The organism is Priestia sp. 53B2, from assembly GCF_056099005.1.
Genome location: NZ_JBLZXA010000027.1, coordinates 357,406 through 374,976 on the forward strand (window position 1 = coordinate 357,406; position 17,571 = coordinate 374,976).

Sequence of the window (17,571 nt, forward strand, 5' to 3'; positions counted from 1 at the left end):
TCTTCTATGGAATTCGCTCTTTAGACAAAACATAAATAAGGTTTTACATAATCAAAGTCAAAGATTAAGTTTTATGGTAAACTAAAATACACAAATTATTTTGAATAATTTGTATAAAAAGGTGAAACTTCAAAATTGTTGAGAAAAAGCACGGTTGGAAAGCTGCAGGGTTTTTAGCAAGAAGAGTAGAGATCGTCTCTGAAAATTCTAGCAAACTCCAAATTCGACTGGAGGATGATTATGACAAAAATAGAACATTATATTCAAACATTGGGTAACAATGCAGATTTGCTAACAAAAAGGCAGACAAGCATTTACTTCGAAAAACTTTCAAACACCTTTCCTTTTTTAACAATCATGCAAATTAATTGGAGAAAAGTATTAATTAAAAAATCCACCCGTCATATTGAAGAAATCAAAAAATGGCTTCAAGAGATGAATATAAAAGAACATCAGGTTGTTTTATTCTGGAAACGAGCGACTAAAGCTGTAAGTGTCGATTTAGCTCAAGCTTTAACGTTTTTCCAACAAACAGCAGATCTTACAGAAGAAGCTTTTATTTACTGTCCGTCTGTTGACTATGTAATTGAATATTTTAAAGACGGTAAAATGATGATTGGTTTAGCAGCACGTTAATTAAAAGGGAAAAGAAAGCTGAGGGAAGAGGGGAATGAGAACTTCTTCACTCGGCTTTTTATGCATATAAACTCTAAAAAATACGAAACATAACGTTATTTACAACATAAATTACCTTCTCTTTATAATTAGTGGGAAAAGTATTGACATTTTCTATAAAACAAATATAATTAACATTAATCATATTGTTAATTGTAAAAAGAGTGATCAGGAGAAATGCTGAATGTCGAACAAAAAAGCAATGACGAATCAACCGAAAAAAGAATACCCTAAACCCTATGGCTATACGTCAGATATTGCTGTATTTACGATTGTGACGGAAGAAAAAGAACCATACAAACCACCTAAAATGAGTTTGAAATTAATGCTTATCCAACGAGCAATGGTGAATGCAGAGGGAGAAAAGAACAGCGAAGCAGGAAAGTGGGCGCTTCCCGGCGGATTTGTCCATCCTGATGAATCAGCTTTTGAAGCGGCCAAAAGAGAGCTCGAAGAAGAAACGGGCGTAAAGGATATTCATTTAAAACACTATGGTGTCTATGATGAGCCTGGCAGGGACGATAGAGGATGGGTCATTACAAACGCACATTATGCAATCGTCCCAGAAGATAGTCTAATAAAGCGAAAAGCGAATGATGATGCTGCTCGAGTTGAATTATTTAAAATAGATGAAATCTTTTCATTGCCTTTAGCTTTTGATCATGAAATCATCATTCGAGATGCAATCAGAGAAATTAAGAAAGATTTATTGCAAACGACCATTGCCCAGAAGTTTCTGCCTTCTCAGTTTACATACTCTGAGCTGCAGGCTGTGCTGCTTACCGTAACGGATGATGCAGCGATTAAAAGTGATCAGGCCTTTGCACGAAAAATAAGAATGCTGCCATTTATTGAAGAAGTAGATGGAAAAACAACGACGAGAACTTCTAAAAAACCAACAAAGCTCTACCGGTTTGTTGAAATGAATGTGATGAAGCCAATCTATACAGCACGCTATTAAAAGAAAAACTTTCAATTCAAATAATTAACAATATGTTAACTGTTAATTTTTACTTATGAGGGGGAAACATAATGAAAAAAGCACTGATTAACATTGATTATACAAATGATTTTGTAGCTGAAAACGGAGCTTTGACATGCGGAGAACCAGGGCGACACATTGAAACATCCATAAGCGATATTACGCGTCAATTTATTGAGCAAAACGAGTATGTGGTGTTCGCCATTGATTTTCATAAAGAAAATGATTCCTTGCATCCAGAATCAGCGCTGTTTCCGCCTCATAATGTTGAAGGTTCTGCAGGAAGAGAGCTATACGGAAAGTTAAATGATTTATATAATGTGTATCAATCACAGGCAAATGTAGAATGGATGAATAAAACGAGATACAGCGCATTTGCTGGAACGGATCTGGAGATTAAACTGAGAGAAAGACAAATTACCGATATCTACTTAGCAGGTGTATGTACGGATATTTGTGTACTTCATACAGCAGTAGATGCCTATAATAAAGGATTTGCTATTTATATTTATGAAAAAGCCGTAGCAAGCTTTAATCAAAAAGGTCATGAGTGGGCGCTTGAACATTTTAAATCTTGCCTCGGAGCAGAAATTATCTAAGGACATAAAAGTGGAGGAAATCAATGAATATGTTTACAGATGACAGCGTAATGCTACACACCGATTTATATCAAATTAATATGGGAGAAACGTACTGGGAAGATAATGTTCATCAAAAGAAGGCTGTTTTTGAAGTTTTCTTCCGCAAACTTCCTTTTGGGAATGGCTATGCTGTTTTTGCTGGATTAGAAAGAATTATTGAATATATTAAAGCATTTAAATTTAGCGAATCAGATTTAACCTACTTGCACGAAGAATTAGGTTTTAAAGAAGATTATTTAGCTTACTTAAAAGACCTTACGTTTACTGGAACGATTCGATGTATGCGTGAAGGTGAGCTTGTGTTTCATAATGAACCAATTTTACGTGTAGAAGCACCATTAATTGAAGCTCAGCTCGTAGAAACAGCGATTTTGAATATTGTGAATTACCAAACGCTGATTGCAACGAAAGCAGCTCGAATCAAACATGTAGTAGGAGATCAAGTGGCAATGGAATTTGGAACACGCCGCGCTCAAGAAATGGACGCTGCTATTTGGGGAACAAGAGCAGCCTATATTGGCGGATTTGGTGCTACTTCTAACGTGCGAGCAGGAAAGAAATTTGGAATTCCAGTGGCGGGAACGCATGCTCATGCGATGGTGCAAGCTTATAAAGACGAATACATTGCATTTCATAAATATGCTCGTCGCCATAAAAACTGTGTGTTTCTAGTTGATACGTACGATACGTTAAAATCAGGAGTTCCCAACGCCATTAAAGTAGCAAAAGAATTAGGCGATAAAATTAATTTTACAGCGATTCGCTTAGATAGCGGCGATTTAACTTATTTGTCTAAAAAAGCTCGTCAAATGTTAGATGAAGCAGGGTTTACAGATACAAAAATTGTTGCTTCCAATGATTTAGATGAAGATACGATTATGCATTTAAAGTCGCAAGGGGCACAAATAGACATGTGGGGAATTGGTACTAAGCTCATTACTGCATATGATCAGCCGGCGCTTGGAGCAGTGTATAAACTCGTCTCTATTGAAGGAGAAAATGGCGAGATGATGGATACGATTAAAATTAGCGCAAATCCTGAAAAAGTGAGTACACCAGGGTTAAAGCGCGTATATCGTATTATTAATAATTTGAATGGGAAATCTGAGGGGGATTATATCACGATGGAAGACGAAGATCCTCAAAGCGAAGAACGTTTAAAAATGTTCCATCCTGTTCATACGTTTATTAGTAAATTCGTCACAAATTTTGAAGCAAAAGAACTCCATCATGATATCTTTGTAAACGGAGAGCTTGTGTATGAAACAGAAGAACTTCAGGAAATTCAGCAGTACGTAAAAGATAATTTAGAGCTGCTTTGGGATGAATATAAGCGCACGCGCAACCCTGAAGAATATCCAGTAGATTTAAGCGAAAAATGTTGGGAAAATAAAACGCGTCAAATTGCGTACGTAAAACAAAAAGTAGCGGAAGCCCTAAATAAAAAATAGTAGGGAGCTGGAGACATGTCAGATACGCTTGCTTATTTTCAACAGCTAAACCTTGATAAGAAAATAGATAAGCTTTTAGAAAAAGGAGCGAAAATTGGTATTTATGGTTCATCTTTTGATCCGGTTACCAATGTTCATCTTTGGACGGCATCAACGGTTGCGCATCGAAAGAAGTTAGATGCTATTATCTTTTTGCCTTCATCGCACAAACGAACAGATAAAAAGCTCCAGACGTCGGATGAGCACCGTGTAAATATGGTTAGCTTAGCGATTAAAGACAACCCAAAATTTTTGCTCGATACGTATGAGCTAGACGTATTGCCCGGCTATCATTACACATACTACACTATGGAGCATTTTAAAAAATTGCTTCCACACGCTGATTTATTTTTTATTATGGGAGCCGACTTGCTGCAAGATATTGGTGAAGGCAAGTGGAAGAAAGCAGATGAACTTATTAGTAAAAACCAGTTTATCATCATGGCAAGAGAGGGAATAGACATGTTGAAAGCTATTAGTCATTCTCCATTGCTTCGAAATTATGACGACGGCCGGTTTCAGCTTCTTGATAAAGGGCTGGCGATGGAAATCAGCTCTACTTATATTCGTCAAGAATTTGCCCGGGGCGGAGAACCAAGATATTTAATGCCTGATCTCTGTTATTTTTATAGTAAAAAACATGGACTATATCAGTAAGAAATCTACATATAATGGAAGGAGAGCATGTATCATGTCAGACATGCAAGAAAAAATAAGAAAAGAGCTACATGTGAAATCTGAAATTGATCCAGCACAAGAAATTCGTGCCCGCGTTGATTTTCTGAAAAACTACCTAAAGTCAGCAAATGCAAAAGGCTTTGTACTAGGTATAAGCGGAGGGCAGGACTCTAGCTTAGCTGGACGATTAGCGCAGATTGCTGTAGACGAATTGCGAAAAGAAGAATATGAAGCAAAATTTGTAGCCGTTCGCTTGCCTCATGGCACGCAGCATGATGAAGCGGATGCGAAGGCGTCACTAGAATTTATTAAACCTAATGAAAAGTATACGTTTAATATTAAAAACACGGTGGAAGCATTTGAAAGTTCGTTTACAGGTGCTACAGATATAGCGCTGTCTGATTTTCATAAAGGAAATGTCAAAGCACGTACGCGTATGATTGTACAGTATGCAATCGGAGGAGAAAACGGCCTTTTAGTTATCGGAACCGATCATGCAGCAGAAGCAGTAACAGGATTTTTTACGAAATACGGCGATGGCGGAGCAGATGTGCTGCCTCTAACGGGATTAACAAAACGTCAAGGTAAAGCATTGCTAAAAGAATTAGGTGCAGATAAACGATTGTACGAAAAAGTACCAACAGCTGACTTGTTAGATAATAGTCCTGGTCAATCTGATGAAACGGAACTAGGAATTTCTTATGATGAACTAGACGATTATTTGGAAGGAAAAGAAGTGTCACAAGAAGCCGCTGAAAAAATTGAACAGCGCTATCGTATTACGGAACATAAGCGTCAGTTACCGGCTAGCATGTTTGATGAATGGTGGAAATGAGAGAAATGCCCATATTAGGTATATCTAATATGGGCATTATTTTGACTGATTTCTTTCATAAAACAAAAAAGAGGCGGAAAAAGTGTAATTTAACGAATTGTTTTCTCATACACACTTTGTTATTCTTACGCACTTTGGTATAATGAAGTGCTTTTAATATTATTGAGGAGGAACATTTTTTATGGCAGTTGAAGTAGGTAGCAAGGTACAAGGTAAAGTAACAGGTATTACTAATTTTGGAGCATTTGTAGAATTACCTGGAGGTCAAACTGGGCTTGTACATATTAGTGAGGTAGCTGACAGCTATGTAAAAGACATTAATGACCATCTTAAAGTTGGTCAAGAAATTGAAGTGAAAGTCGTTAATGAGAAAGACGGAAAAATTGGATTATCGATTAAAAAAGCAATAGATAAACCTGAAAGACCCTCATCTTCTTATTCACAACGCCCGACACGTCAGGCAAGAAATAATGATAATCGTTCTAAAAGCAACTTCCAACCAAAGGAAAACTTCGAACAAAAAATGGCGCGTTTCTTAAAAGATAGTGAAGATAATTTATCTACACTAAAACGCAGCACTGAATCAAAACGAGGTGGCAGAGGCGGAAGACGCGGATAAATCCCTTCCACTTTAACTACTTTATTATATAGCTGAAGCAAGCCAGTAAAAATTGGCTTGCTTCTTTTTTGTAATAGCTTAAGCACATGCGCTAGAAGAGTAAAGAGAAGGTTAGGTACTTACTTGGTTGTAAAGTAGATGCCAATAGTGACAAGAGATGAGAGAAGATCAAGGATGAGTAGGATGAAATTTAAATCTATCATAATCATGCCTCCCTTTGTGCGAGCGTTGACGTTAGTATCTGCAAGACCTCCCTTTATTATTCGTAATTTTTAAAAATTTCATTTAATTAAGTGCGATATTTTATATTAAATTAAACTATGTTCTAAATAATAAGTTATAAAATAAAAAGCGCTTATAAGAACAATTTTCTTAAAATAATAAAAAAACCTTATAAGTAAACGAAGGGAAAGCAGGGATTAGTCCCTGATAAAAATAGTTAAATTAACAGAAATTCGTCAGTATTCTTGTATATTCATCTAATCTCTTCATAATTTTAGGAATAAAAAAGTTACAAGAAGACAAGAAATAGACAAAATTCTTCATTTTTTGAGCATTAGTGCTTAATTTGCAGGGATATATAAAATGATTCCATAGACTCAAGGATTTTATAGTAATATATAGAACTTCCATACTATTCTAATTTTTAGCTCACAAGCTAAGCAAAAGATGCGTATGTTCTGGGGATGAAGACATACATAGTTGCATGAGTTATAGAGAGAAATGGAGAGGGAAAAACGATGAAAAAAGTATCAATTCGGGCTGTATTGAGTACAGTAGCATTTTCGGTTGCTTTATCTTCTTTTGCAATGGGAGCATCTGCTAACGGAAATTCAAAACCAGCGCTTGAACCGTCTTTAGTTAAAATTCAAGGAGACTATAACTTAAAGTCGGCTAAAAAAGTAAAAGTTATTGTGGAGTTAAATGAAGAGTCTGTAGCGGAAGCAAAGAAAAAAGGAGTAGCGCAAAGTAAAGGAAAGATTAAAAAAGCGCGTGACGAAGTGAAAAAAGAGCTTTCAAAAGCTTCTAAAACTTCAAAAGTAAAGCGTGAATATGACCAAGTGTTTTCCGGGTTTTCAGCAGAACTTCCGGCTAATGACCTTGAAAAAGTAGCAAGTTTGCCCGGAGTAAAAGCTATTTATCCAAGCGTTGAATATCATACAACAGAAGTGAAATCGAAAGAAGTCAGCGCCGAAGAATACGGTTCTGAAATGGATAAAAGCATTTACTATGTGGGAGCAGATCAAGCATGGAAATCAGGATATACAGGTGAAAATATGACCGTAGCCGTTATCGATACAGGCGTTGATTACGACCACCCGGATTTAAAGTCAGCGTTTGAGAAATATAAAGGATGGGATTTTGTAGACGATGACAAAGATCCTCAAGAAACACCTGCTGGAGATCCAAAAGGCGAAGCAACAACGCACGGAACGCACGTAGCGGGAACAATTGCAGCGGACGGGAAAATTAAAGGAGTAGCTCCTGATGCTCATTTACTTGCTTATCGTGTACTAGGTCCAGGAGGAACGGGTACAACAGAAGACGTGATCGCGGGTATTGAACGTGCGGTAGAAGACGGGGCGGATGTAATGAATCTGTCGCTTGGAGATACAATTAATAATCCGGACTTGGCAACGAGTATTGCGTTAGATTGGGCAATGGAAGAAGGAGTAGTAGCTGTTACATCAAATGGAAACAGTGGACCAGCTAACTGGACAGTAGGCTCTCCGGGAACGTCTCGTGAAGCTATTTCAGTTGGTGCGACTCAGCTTCCTTACAATTTGTATAAAACGACATTAACTGTAGATAACGCAAGCTATGCTTCAGCTGAAGTAATGGGCTTTCCAAATGACAAGGCGCTACTGGATGCAAGCGGTAAAAAGTATGAATTTGTACCTGTCGGACTCGGTAAACCAGAAGACTTTGAAGGAAAGGATGTAAAAGGAAAAGTAGCGGTTATTTCTCGCGGAGACATTGCGTTTGTAGATAAAGTTGACAATGCGAAAAAAGCCGGTGCTGTGGCAACGGTGATTTACAACAACGTAGAAGGGACAATTCCTGATATTCCAGGCACATCTTTGCCAAGTATTCGCCTATCAAAAGCCGATGGACAAGCTTTGGTAGCTTCTTTAGCAAAAGGATCCGTTACGGGCTCTTTTACTGCAACATTTGATCAGACAGTTGATGAAACAATGGCTGAATTTTCATCTCGAGGACCGGTTGTCGATACATGGATGATTAAGCCGGACATTTCGGCACCGGGAGTCGATATCATCAGCACAGTGCCAACCAATGATCCAAGCAACCCTCATGGATATGGGTCAAAACAAGGAACAAGTATGGCCGCGCCGCACGTAGCAGGAGCAGCAGCGTTAATTTTACAGGCGCATCCAAATTATAAAGTAGAAGACGTAAAAGCATCTTTAATGAATACAACGGAATTGCTTCGTGACCATAACGGGCTGGTTTATCCTCATAATACGCAAGGTGCAGGAAGCATACGCGTAGTAGATGCAATTAAAGCAAAAACGCTTATTACACCAGGAAGTCACTCGTACGGTGTCTTTTATAAAGATAAAGGGAAACAAGTAGAAAAACAAAGCTTTAAGATTAAAAATCTATCAAATCACAGTCAAAAATACTCGGTCAAAGTAAAATTTAAGAAAAGCCATCAGGCAATTGACGTTAAATCAACAAACGATTTAGTTGTTAATGCAGGAAAAACGCAAAAAGTAAACCTGAATGTAAAAGTAGATGCAGGGAAATTATCTCCTGGCTATTACGAAGGGACAATTACCGTAAGTAACAATAAAGAAACGTACGATGTTCCAACCATCTTATTTGTAAAAGAGCCGGATTATCCTCGCGTTACTTCTGCGTATGTAGATGTACTTGGAAATGGATCATTTGAATACGGCAGTTATTTACCAAGAGGAGCAGAGAAGCTTAGCTATTACATTTACGATGCAACGTTAGAAAAAGGGGAATTGTTAAGTTCGTATACGAATGTAGAAAAAGGATTCTCTAGCGCAACGTGGGACGGAAAGATTAATGGTGAAGCTCTTCCAGCGGGAACGTATTATTTATACGCAGAAGCAGTAAAAGCAGGTCAGACGACAGGTTCTTTAGGAGAATTCGAAATTAAATAAATAATAAAAAGAGTGTCAGTCTAACTGACACTCTTTTTTTATTGAGCTGTATATCCACCATCGATCACAGCAGCTTGGCCGGTTACGCCTTTTGCTAAATCACTTGCTAAAAACATTGCGTAGTCTGCAATTTCATCAACTGCAAGCAAGCGTTTTTGAGGAACAAGAGGGTAAATAACTTCTTCTAGTACTTTTTCAAGCGCTACATTTCGCGTACGTGCCAAATCTTTTAATTGATTTTGAACAAGCGGCGTATCGACATAGCCAGGGCAAATTGCATTTACCGTAATGCCGTGCTCTGCACCTTCAAGAGCAGCCACTTTTGTTAAGCCAATCACGCCGTGCTTAGCGCTGTTGTATGCCGCTTTTCCTGAAAAACCAATCAATCCGTTAATGGAAGACATGTTCAAAATGCGGCCGAATTTTTGCTTTTTCATAATAGGAAACGCATGCTTAGTCGCAACAAAAGGTGCAACAAGCATAATTTTCGTTAAAAGTTCAAATTTTTCAGTAGGAAATTCTTCGAGCGGGGAAACAAATTGCATGCCAGCATTGTTAATTAATACATCAAGGCGGCCATATGCTTCAACCGTTTGAGCAATCATTTGTTCAATATCACTTTCATTTGTCACATCTGCTTTAATGCCTAATGCTTTGTAGCCTTTTGTCTTCAATTTGTCTGCTGCTTTCTTAACTCCATCTTCATTTAAGTCAGTTAAGACAACAGTCGCTCCGTCTTCAGCAAAGCGCTCACCAATTTGATAACCAATACCTTGAGCTGCACCTGTAATTAACACAATTTTGTTTTCAACCATCATTTTTCCCCCTTATATGTAGATGATATAAAATCGCTTACTTTTCCATTTTATCAAAAATTATCTTGATTTAGCGAGTTTTTTAACTGTACTTTACGCGAAAAGAATGGGTGTGGGAAGGGGTGTTTACTATCTTTACTTCCACATTGCTAACAGAAGCGAACGGTGAGGGACCTTTTTTTATTTCTTCAATAAATTTTTGGATGTTACTTTCTTCACCTTCAGCATCAATTTCCACTTTTTGATCGTCTCGATTTCGTACCCATCCGTTAATGGAGCATTCCATTGCTTTTAGCTGCGTGTAGTGACGGAACCCAACCCCTTGAACGCGTCCGTCTACGATCATATGCACATGTTTTTTCACTGTTTTCACCTCACAGGCAATTTTCCCTTTTTTATAAAAAAGAAAACAACTACAATCTTACTTTTCACTGTATAATAGAAAAAGACATTGTAAGACTTTAACAGTTTTAATGTAGATTAAATAAGAAAGAAGGGTTATGAATGCAAGCAGCAGCACGAACGCAGCAAGCGCAGCCGGCGACGATTTATCGTATTTTATTTGCTATTAGTTTAGGACATTTCCTAAATGATTGTATGCAGTCCGTTATACCGGCACTTTTTCCTGTCCTTGAAAAATCGATGAATTTAAACTACACGCAAATCGGCTGGATTGCCTTTGCTTTAAACATGACGTCATCGATTATGCAGCCGGTATTCGGCGTATTTGCCGATAAGCGTCCCTCGCCATTTTTATTGCCAATTGCAATGTGTTTAAGCATGATTGGTATGGTTGGGCTCGCTTTAGCGCCAAATTTTTATTTTGTGATTATATCTGTCTTATTTGTAGGATTCGGCTCCGCTATTTTTCATCCGGAAGGTTCTCGCGTAGCGTATATGGCAGCAGGAGGAAAACGGGGGCTAGCACAGTCTATTTATCAAGTTGGCGGAAATACAGGACAGTCGATGGCTCCGTTATTTACGGCATTTATCTTTATCGGACTTGGTCAGTTTGGAACGATTTGGTTTACGTTAATTGCAGGTATCGGCGTAGTGGTTTTGTATAGCGTCTCTAAATGGTACAAATCGGAGTTAACTACTCGTCAACGCTTGAAGAAAAAGCAGTCAGACGCTGCATTTACGATGAACAAGCAAATTATTTTTGCGATTGGACTTTTAATTTTTCTTGTTTTTGCACGTTCATGGTACGGAGCAGGCATCCTTAATTTCTTTCAGTTTTATATCATTAAAAAATTTAATTTGCCTATCAAAAGTGCTCAGCTTTACGTTTTTTTATTTATGATTGCAGGGGTATTTGGAACATTCTTTGGAGGTCCGCTTGCCGATCGTTTCGGAAAACGAAATATTTTGTTATTTTCTATGTTAGGATCAGTACCGTTTACTTTATTACTCCCTCATGTTTCTCTCGGAGTGGCAGCACCTCTTTTAGTACTAATCGGCTTTATTCTTCAGTCAAGTTTCAGCGTCACGGTCGTCTATGCTCAGGAGCTGATGCCGGGGAAAATTGGCTTGGTTTCCGGCTTGATTGTAGGGCTTGCTTTTGGAATGGGAGCTTTAGGAGCTGTTGTATTCGGTAAATTAGCCGATGTCTTCAGCCTTCAGTTTATCATGCTGTTTTGCAGCTATCTTCCAATTCTAGGGCTGTTAACATGGCTGTTACCGAGCGATAAGCGTGTGAAAGAAATGCACGTAGAAAAATAAGAAAAGGGCTGGGTCAAAAGGAATTTAGACGAAGTGAAGAACGAACCATTGATCAACATGTTTGACGAGTGGTTCGTTTTTTTTGGTTAGGATAAACGTAGGTTTCATGTGTGTAGGTCTTCCTATCTGTTGATTGGAGGGCAAGGCGAAGACTCCTGCGGGAAAAGCGGAACAGGTGAGACCCCACAGGAGCGTATGCGACGAGGAGGCTCATCGGCCGCCCGCGGAAAGCGAAGTCTTGCACGGAAATCAACGGCGGTATCACAAGCGCTTCAGCCCATGTATCCTATTTGTTCGTCTTTAGATTGGATTCATTTTGTTAATGTCTCAACCTCTTTTTTATGAGCGTGAAGCAAATTTCAAGACGAATTCATATTTTTCTCCTACAATAGAGACAATAGAAATTGAAAATCGAAAGGAAGAATCACCTATGATTAAGCTAAGCGTATTGGATCAGTCTCCTGTTTCAAGCGGATCAACACCAAAGGAAGCGTTGAAACGCACGGTAGAGCTTGCTAAATTAACGGAAGAGTTGGGCTACCATCGCTTTTGGGTAGCGGAACATCATAATACGAACGGTCTTGCAGGCTCATCTCCGACACTTTTAATGACGCACTTAGCTTCTCAAACGAGCCGAATTCGAATTGGATCTGGAGGAGTTCTTCTTCCTCAATACAGTCCGTATAAAGTAGCAGAAGATGCTCAGCTGCTTGAAAATCTGTTTCCTAATCGAATTGATTTAGGTCTTGGACGGTCACCGGGAGGAGATGCGCTGACTCGGCTTGCGCTGACAGATGGAGTCCGTAAAAGCCTCAATGAATTTCCGCGTCAAATTCAAGCGTTAAAAGGACATCTTGAGCATAATTTGCCGTCTGATCATCCGTATTACGGCGTGACGGCTTATCCGTTAAGTGAAACAAAGCCGGAACTGTGGCATCTTGGCATTAATAAAAGAGGAGCAAGATCTGCTGCTGAGCTGGGCATCTCTTTTACATTTGGACATTTTATTTATTCAGTTGGTGGACAAGAAGCCATTCGTCATTATAAACAAGAATTTATCCCTTCTTCGTATCAATCAAGGCCTAAAACCAACGTATGCGTATTTGTTGTATGTGCAGAAACAACAGAAGAAGCCGAGCAGCACGCCAAAACGCTAGATGATTGGCTGTTGAAAGTAGCCAAAGGCGGGGATACAACAATTTCATCGATAGAAGAAGTGCACAATCGTTCTTATTCAGAAGAAGAACTTAAAAAAATAAGTACCAATCGCCCTCGTATGATCGTAGGAAATCCAGCTGAAGTAAAACAAGGATTAACTCAGCTGCAGCAAAAATACGATAACGACGAATTTTTAATTATTACAAATATCCATGATTATGAATCGAAAAAGAAGTCTTATGAATTGCTTGCAGAGCTATTTCCTCAACCCTCATTTTTTTAAGAAAAAGATGGGGTTTGTGAGTAAGCTATTGATATGAGAGGGATTTAAGAGGGGGGATTAGGCGTTTGCCCCATTTTTGCCCCACTAATTACTTAGATAACGATCTAGCTTAGTAATGTTTTCAGATTCATATTTCTTTGTAATATGAAGATATACATCAGCTGTCATTTTAATGTTTGTATGCCCTAGCCGATCACTTACAAATTTAATATCAGCTCCGCTCTCTAATAACATAATTGCATGAGTATGGCGTAAACCGTGAGGACTTATGTGATGCAGTTTAGCTTTGTTGGTAATAGCCTTCATAATATCGTTAATTCGAAATTCACTAAGCGCTTTACCATTGGCTTGGGTAATCATGTACTCTTGTTCAATATAATTAGCTCCATATTTAAGTTTATTTCTTTTTTGCCAAGTCTGATATTTTTTTAACTCAGTTACCAATGTATTATCAATACTTATTGTCCGCATACTGCGTTTTGTTTTAGGAGGCTTTACGCCGTGACTGCTCCGTGTTTTAGTGATGCTAATAGTTTTATCTTTAAAATTAATATCGTCCCAATGCAATGCAATTAATTCACCTTTTCTCATGCCTGTACGCAAAAGGGTAATAGCTACGATATATTGATAAAAAGGGCACTGTTTTGCTGTATCCATAAAAATGGTAACTTCATCTCTTGTAAGATAATTAATTTTTCTCTCGGAAAGATCCTTTTCTTTTTTTATAGAGATATTTCTATATTTGTTGTAAGTTAGCATTTCTAGCTCTACCGCTTTATTTATAGCAATACAAAAAATCGAGTGAATAGCTTTAACTGTACCTAGTGAATAATTCTCAGTTAATCTATTGATGAATTTCTGATATTCTAGTCTAGGTAATTGATTAAGCTTGAAATCACCTAAGTAAGGGATAATTTGATTATTAACGTAGGTTTTTCTGTTTTTTAATGTTCGCAGCTGAACTTGACTACCATATACCTCGAGCCATTCGTTAAACCAATCTTTAATTAATTTTTCCCGGTTCTCTAAAAGGGAATGTTTGCCCAAATATATTTGTTTTTCTAATTCACTGGCTGCAAGTTTAGCTTCTGATTTAGTTCTAAAACCACCCTTTGATATTTCTTTCGTTTTTCCACAAGCAGGATTTACATATCTAATTCTATATTCCCACTTCTTTCCTCGCTGGCGATAGCTTGCCAATCTAATCACCTCTTTAAAAATATTAAGTCAATGGATAAGAATTTCTATTTCACCTCCTTTAAGTAACTTGTGTTTAAAATTAGTTATTTTTATGTATATGGATAACCCCGTTGGCGCTATAGAATATTTCGACTGAAGCAGGTTGAGCCTTTAATATTTTCTTTATTGCATACGATACCTCAGATTGTTTTACGTCTCTTTTAAGATTCGATATACTGACTTTTTCAGACTTTTCACTGCTACTGTAAATAATCTTAGTTACTCCATTACTAAAAATCTTGATTGTATTCGTATCTTTACTTTGGTTTTTAAAACAAGAAACGAACGTTTTTCTTTCTGCAGTTACATCTTTAAATCTCAAGTAAATCACCTCTGTTAGGAATGTATGTTCTGTTTTAAGATAAAGTTAATCCTTCATTTACTCGTGAAAGAGTAAGTTTAGAGGATAATGGTTTAGAAGTTTAGCTTTTTAATAAAGCGCGGAATAAAGATTATACATCCATTAATTAAACTCAGAGTTAAGAGGTAATTTTTCTATAATTAGCGGATCAAATCCTATTAAGTAACCATCGTAAAAAGTGCAAACGCCATATTTTTCTTTATACCAATCTAATGCTTCTTGTGAAAATTTTTCTGTTACATTTAAAAAAGAAGCAGTTTCATATCGATTTGTACAATTATTGTGAAAAGCTTCAATAAGACGAGACAAAAATAATATTTCGTTGAAGCCCCAGCAGCGAGCTAACTTTTCCTGCTTTCGGTTTACGATGCTATCCTGGTTAAGGATATTTCCAACAGTTGTAAAGTGGTGACCTAACTCTTCAGCTAAGATACAATATTTTTCTGTCTCATCCAGGTTTTTATTAATTAGGATACGACCGTCATAGTATAGTCCTTTGAAGCCATGCATTAAAGGAATCTCATTCATAGGAATACTGCTGTATTTAGACTGTAACTTTTCATATGAACTTAACATTGAGTGTACTCCTTTTATTTATCAAACTGTTTGCTGAAGACATAATCGATATAGTTTAAAACTTCCTTCATTTTTTCTTCAGTTATATCTTTGCCTTCTAAATGAGCAGCAATTGTTTGAATAGGAGTGGGTTCCTTTTTATTGTTTAGCTTTTCAATTCCAAGTAAATAATCAAGCGAAACATCAAAATAATCAGCTAAGAATCTTGCTGTATCAATCCTTGGTTCTTCTTTATTATTTTCCCATTTGGAAATCATGCTTTTATTAATTGATGTTCCATATTGATCATTTAACGCCTTTGCTAACTGATCTTGAGTGATTTTACCTCTAAGCTTTTTTAAAGTTTCCCCAAAAGAATACTTCATTTCTTTACCTCCTTTTCTACCAATTTAGATGCAGTTTAATTATAAGTTATTTGTTTCGATACCGCAATATTTATTTCGATTTAAGTTAATTAAGTTATTGACATCGAAACTTTTAAGATGTATATTGGCATTGGTAAGTTTCGGAAATGACAACTTATAAGGGAGTGATGAAGTGTATGAGATTAAACGGAGACATCTTCCTTATTCAAAATTAAAAGCTTATATGGTGGAAAATCGCATTACGCAAAAGGAATTGTCTAAATTGCTTAAAATTTCAGCAGTTGGATTAAATCAAAAGATTAATGGGACTGGAGGAGATTTTAATTTGAATGAAGTACGTAACATATGTCGACATCTTAAAATTTCATCAGATGAGTATTTTATTGAACCTCAAGTTTCGAAAGTGAAAACAAAATTAATGGAGAGGGTAAATAGTGATTAATGTTGAGATTGATGAAAATGAAGTTAGAGAACTGTACTTAAAAACTCTTAAAGAAAAAATAGACGAAGTTGATGCTGAACTTATATTTTGGGATACCAAAGAATTAAAAAGAAGGACCTGTATGAGTTGGAATACTATACAAAAAGAATTCTTCTTTGATCCCCGCTTTCCAAAAAGGAAAGTAGGGGGGAAATGGTATATTTATGCTCCGAAAGCAAAAGAGTTTCTGGAAAATTGGTTGTTTGAACAATGTAACTTTTAAAAGGGGTGAAGTAATGAAAATTATTGAGACTATTCATAGTCGACTAGTATGGAATAAAGAGCAAATAAGTCGTTTGAGAATAGAGCTACTCATATCAGATACACCACTAGCAATTGAAAAACTGATATCTGGATATGAACAGCAAAATTTAGCTCTGTCTCTTGCATTGGAAAGAGCAGGTGAATAGGGAATGGAAATTACTCTTTCGTTATTTACTTTTTTGTTCTTAATGTTCCTAGGTGGTCCATCAGTAATACTACTAATTTTTTTAATAATCTATAACTCTTTTACAAGAAGAAAGGAAGTTTAAATATGAGCAGTATTTTAATATCTACTTTTAGGTATTTTTGTGGAACATGTGGCTATGAAACATTGAGTTGTAGTGTTGAGGTCAAACTCAAATGTTTACGTAACTTACTTGTTGAACATGAGGAAATAGAAGAAGTCATTAATGAAACTTATTAATAGATTAAGAGAGGGAGAAATAAAGGTGAAGGAATTAGTTAGTATACAAAATGGGCAAGCTGTCACGGATTCTTTAACTGTTGCTGAAGTTTTCGGGAAGCGGCATGACTCAGTAATGAGAGATATTCGTAATCAAAAAATGAAGTTAGTTGAAGCCGGTATGAATGAATTTATATTCCACAACTTTGTGGAACGTGAATATCAATCTCAACAATGAAACTTTTACAGAAAATATGAATTAACAGAGGATGCATTTGCGTTAGTTGCTATGTCTTATGTAACACCAGAAGCAATGAAATTTAAAGTGGAATTTTTACAAGAATTTAAGCGAATTAAAGCAGAATTGAAAGGGAAACCCCAAATTTTAACGGAACGTGAGCAATTAATGGCATCCATGAAGTTAAGCATAGAAGCAGCTGAAGAAATTCCTGTAATAAAAAAAGAAGTAACAGACTTAAAGCGTGTTTTTTCTGAAGAACTAACCCTTAATCATGGCCAACAACAATCTTTGCATCATGAGATTAAGAAACGTGTTGAATCACTTATAGAAGATTATCAAGAAAGCGGTTTTACCAAACAAAGAATGTATTCGGAGATTCATAAGAACTTGAGACGAGCATTTTCAGCACCTAAATATATCTTTGTGAAACGGCGAGATTATCAAGATGCTATTGCATGGGTCAAAGCCTGGAGGCCATTATTATGAATGATAACCTAATTAATGTCTTATTAAGTAAAAAATAAAAGTCTCTGCTGCAACAGAGACCCAAAAGAAAAAATTCTTACGGATAGTATAACATGGAAAAGGAGA

At 36.9% G+C, this 17,571-nt stretch carries 21 protein-coding genes and 1 pseudogene; 16 read left to right on the forward strand and 6 right to left on the reverse strand.

Going from position 1 to position 17,571, the window contains the following annotated elements; all coding sequences use genetic code 11:
- Positions 1-240: 240 nt before the first annotated feature.
- From ACN6NE_RS22315 to ACN6NE_RS22350, 8 genes are all read left to right on the forward strand, one after another.
- A complete protein-coding gene (locus ACN6NE_RS22315; RefSeq protein ID WP_129708870.1) occupies positions 241-636 on the forward strand; it encodes a CDI toxin immunity protein in 396 nt (131 codons plus the stop codon).
- A gap of 223 nt (positions 637-859) precedes the next feature.
- A complete protein-coding gene (locus ACN6NE_RS22320) occupies positions 860-1,636 on the forward strand; it encodes an NUDIX domain-containing protein (RefSeq protein WP_129708873.1) in 777 nt (258 codons plus the stop codon).
- 71 nt (positions 1,637-1,707) lie between these two features.
- Entirely contained in the window at positions 1,708-2,256 is a 549-nt protein-coding gene (locus tag ACN6NE_RS22325) for a cysteine hydrolase family protein (RefSeq protein WP_129708876.1), read from the forward strand.
- Between the two features lie 23 nt (positions 2,257-2,279).
- The gene (locus ACN6NE_RS22330; RefSeq protein ID WP_129708878.1) at positions 2,280-3,749 is read left to right on the forward strand and encodes a nicotinate phosphoribosyltransferase; all 1,470 of its coding nucleotides are present in this window, start codon (positions 2,280-2,282) and stop codon (positions 3,747-3,749) included.
- Between the two features lie 15 nt (positions 3,750-3,764).
- Positions 3,765-4,445 carry a nicotinate (nicotinamide) nucleotide adenylyltransferase gene (gene nadD, locus ACN6NE_RS22335; protein WP_129708882.1) on the forward strand — a complete coding sequence of 227 codons (681 nt, stop codon included), beginning with the start codon at positions 3,765-3,767 and terminating at the stop codon, positions 4,443-4,445.
- A gap of 34 nt (positions 4,446-4,479) precedes the next feature.
- Positions 4,480-5,301 carry an ammonia-dependent NAD(+) synthetase gene (gene nadE, locus ACN6NE_RS22340; protein ID WP_474327324.1) on the forward strand — a complete coding sequence of 274 codons (822 nt, stop codon included), beginning with the start codon at positions 4,480-4,482 and terminating at the stop codon, positions 5,299-5,301.
- 181 nt (positions 5,302-5,482) lie between these two features.
- On the forward strand, positions 5,483-5,920 hold the full coding sequence (locus ACN6NE_RS22345) for a S1 domain-containing RNA-binding protein (RefSeq protein ID WP_129708888.1): 438 nt from the start codon (positions 5,483-5,485) through the stop codon (positions 5,918-5,920).
- A 740-nt stretch (positions 5,921-6,660) separates the two neighbouring features.
- A complete protein-coding gene (locus ACN6NE_RS22350) occupies positions 6,661-9,072 on the forward strand; it encodes a S8 family serine peptidase (protein WP_129708891.1) in 2,412 nt (803 codons plus the stop codon).
- A gap of 38 nt (positions 9,073-9,110) precedes the next feature.
- On the opposite strand, the gene ACN6NE_RS22355 is transcribed toward ACN6NE_RS22350, so the two are convergent.
- Entirely contained in the window at positions 9,111-9,887 is a 777-nt protein-coding gene (locus tag ACN6NE_RS22355) for a 3-hydroxybutyrate dehydrogenase (protein ID WP_129708894.1), read from the reverse strand.
- Positions 9,888-9,969: 82 nt separating this feature from the next.
- On the reverse strand, positions 9,970-10,251 hold the full coding sequence (locus ACN6NE_RS22360; protein ID WP_028408645.1) for an acylphosphatase: 282 nt from the start codon (positions 10,249-10,251) through the stop codon (positions 9,970-9,972).
- A 140-nt stretch (positions 10,252-10,391) separates the two neighbouring features.
- Here ACN6NE_RS22360 and ACN6NE_RS22365 point away from each other — a divergent pair, with 140 nt between their 5' ends.
- From ACN6NE_RS22365 to ACN6NE_RS22375, 3 genes are all read left to right on the forward strand, one after another.
- Complete coding sequence (locus ACN6NE_RS22365; protein ID WP_474327328.1) at positions 10,392-11,609, forward strand: MFS transporter; 1,218 nt, start codon at positions 10,392-10,394, stop codon at positions 11,607-11,609.
- A 129-nt stretch (positions 11,610-11,738) separates the two neighbouring features.
- A complete protein-coding gene (locus ACN6NE_RS22370) occupies positions 11,739-11,954 on the forward strand; it encodes a hypothetical protein (RefSeq protein WP_474327330.1) in 216 nt (71 codons plus the stop codon).
- 85 nt (positions 11,955-12,039) lie between these two features.
- Positions 12,040-13,050 carry an LLM class flavin-dependent oxidoreductase gene (locus ACN6NE_RS22375; RefSeq protein ID WP_474327332.1) on the forward strand — a complete coding sequence of 337 codons (1,011 nt, stop codon included), beginning with the start codon at positions 12,040-12,042 and terminating at the stop codon, positions 13,048-13,050.
- An 84-nt stretch (positions 13,051-13,134) separates the two neighbouring features.
- Here ACN6NE_RS22375 and ACN6NE_RS22380 read toward each other — a convergent pair whose 3' ends face one another.
- From ACN6NE_RS22380 to ACN6NE_RS22395, 4 genes are all read right to left on the reverse strand, one after another.
- A complete protein-coding gene (locus tag ACN6NE_RS22380) occupies positions 13,135-14,250 on the reverse strand; it encodes a site-specific integrase (protein ID WP_474327334.1) in 1,116 nt (371 codons plus the stop codon).
- Between the two features lie 79 nt (positions 14,251-14,329).
- Positions 14,330-14,620 (reverse strand): DUF1827 family protein, encoded by a 291-nt coding sequence (locus ACN6NE_RS22385; protein WP_080743208.1) that lies wholly within the window; start codon positions 14,618-14,620, stop codon positions 14,330-14,332.
- A gap of 132 nt (positions 14,621-14,752) precedes the next feature.
- Positions 14,753-15,226 carry an ImmA/IrrE family metallo-endopeptidase gene (locus ACN6NE_RS22390; protein WP_474327337.1) on the reverse strand — a complete coding sequence of 158 codons (474 nt, stop codon included), beginning with the start codon at positions 15,224-15,226 and terminating at the stop codon, positions 14,753-14,755.
- A gap of 14 nt (positions 15,227-15,240) precedes the next feature.
- Positions 15,241-15,591 (reverse strand): helix-turn-helix domain-containing protein, encoded by a 351-nt coding sequence (locus tag ACN6NE_RS22395; RefSeq protein WP_034652432.1) that lies wholly within the window; start codon positions 15,589-15,591, stop codon positions 15,241-15,243.
- Between the two features lie 172 nt (positions 15,592-15,763).
- Here ACN6NE_RS22395 and ACN6NE_RS22400 point away from each other — a divergent pair, with 172 nt between their 5' ends.
- The 5 genes and pseudogenes from ACN6NE_RS22400 to ACN6NE_RS22420 all read left to right on the forward strand — a co-directional run bounded on the left by ACN6NE_RS22400 (position 15,764) and on the right by ACN6NE_RS22420 (position 17,466).
- On the forward strand, positions 15,764-16,033 hold the full coding sequence (locus ACN6NE_RS22400; RefSeq protein WP_474327339.1) for a helix-turn-helix domain-containing protein: 270 nt from the start codon (positions 15,764-15,766) through the stop codon (positions 16,031-16,033).
- Positions 16,026-16,295 carry a group-specific protein gene (locus ACN6NE_RS22405; RefSeq protein ID WP_129708912.1) on the forward strand — a complete coding sequence of 90 codons (270 nt, stop codon included), beginning with the start codon at positions 16,026-16,028 and terminating at the stop codon, positions 16,293-16,295. The genes ACN6NE_RS22400 and ACN6NE_RS22405 overlap by 8 nt, the downstream gene beginning before the upstream one ends.
- Positions 16,296-16,308: 13 nt before the next feature.
- The gene (locus ACN6NE_RS22410; RefSeq protein WP_165351733.1) at positions 16,309-16,482 is read left to right on the forward strand and encodes a hypothetical protein; all 174 of its coding nucleotides are present in this window, start codon (positions 16,309-16,311) and stop codon (positions 16,480-16,482) included.
- Between the two features lie 264 nt (positions 16,483-16,746).
- Positions 16,747-17,097: pseudogene (locus tag ACN6NE_RS22415) on the forward strand (Rha family transcriptional regulator); the annotation flags it as partial.
- A gap of 48 nt (positions 17,098-17,145) precedes the next feature.
- On the forward strand, positions 17,146-17,466 hold the full coding sequence (locus ACN6NE_RS22420) for an ORF6C domain-containing protein (protein ID WP_276319815.1): 321 nt from the start codon (positions 17,146-17,148) through the stop codon (positions 17,464-17,466).
- Positions 17,467-17,571 lie beyond the last annotated feature (105 nt).

Bases quoted from the DNA above. Each gene is read 5' to 3' on its own strand.
- ACN6NE_RS22315 (WP_129708870.1), top strand. From the start codon at position 241: ATGACAAAAATAGAACATTATATTCAAACATTGGGTAACAATGCAGAT.
- ACN6NE_RS22320 (WP_129708873.1), top strand. From the start codon at position 860: ATGTCGAACAAAAAAGCAATGACGAATCAACCGAAAAAAGAATACCCT.
- ACN6NE_RS22325 (WP_129708876.1), top strand. From the start codon at position 1,708: ATGAAAAAAGCACTGATTAACATTGATTATACAAATGATTTTGTAGCT.
- ACN6NE_RS22330 (WP_129708878.1), top strand. From the start codon at position 2,280: ATGAATATGTTTACAGATGACAGCGTAATGCTACACACCGATTTATAT.
- nadD (WP_129708882.1), top strand. From the start codon at position 3,765: ATGTCAGATACGCTTGCTTATTTTCAACAGCTAAACCTTGATAAGAAA.
- nadE (WP_474327324.1), top strand. From the start codon at position 4,480: ATGTCAGACATGCAAGAAAAAATAAGAAAAGAGCTACATGTGAAATCT.
- ACN6NE_RS22345 (WP_129708888.1), top strand. From the start codon at position 5,483: ATGGCAGTTGAAGTAGGTAGCAAGGTACAAGGTAAAGTAACAGGTATT.
- ACN6NE_RS22350 (WP_129708891.1), top strand. From the start codon at position 6,661: ATGAAAAAAGTATCAATTCGGGCTGTATTGAGTACAGTAGCATTTTCG.
- ACN6NE_RS22355 (WP_129708894.1), bottom strand. From the start codon at position 9,887: ATGGTTGAAAACAAAATTGTGTTAATTACAGGTGCAGCTCAAGGTATT.
- ACN6NE_RS22365 (WP_474327328.1), top strand. From the start codon at position 10,392: ATGCAAGCAGCAGCACGAACGCAGCAAGCGCAGCCGGCGACGATTTAT.
- ACN6NE_RS22375 (WP_474327332.1), top strand. From the start codon at position 12,040: ATGATTAAGCTAAGCGTATTGGATCAGTCTCCTGTTTCAAGCGGATCA.
- ACN6NE_RS22390 (WP_474327337.1), bottom strand. From the start codon at position 15,226: ATGTTAAGTTCATATGAAAAGTTACAGTCTAAATACAGCAGTATTCCT.
- ACN6NE_RS22395 (WP_034652432.1), bottom strand. From the start codon at position 15,591: ATGAAGTATTCTTTTGGGGAAACTTTAAAAAAGCTTAGAGGTAAAATC.
- ACN6NE_RS22410 (WP_165351733.1), top strand. From the start codon at position 16,309: ATGAAAATTATTGAGACTATTCATAGTCGACTAGTATGGAATAAAGAG.
- ACN6NE_RS22420 (WP_276319815.1), top strand. From the start codon at position 17,146: ATGGCATCCATGAAGTTAAGCATAGAAGCAGCTGAAGAAATTCCTGTA.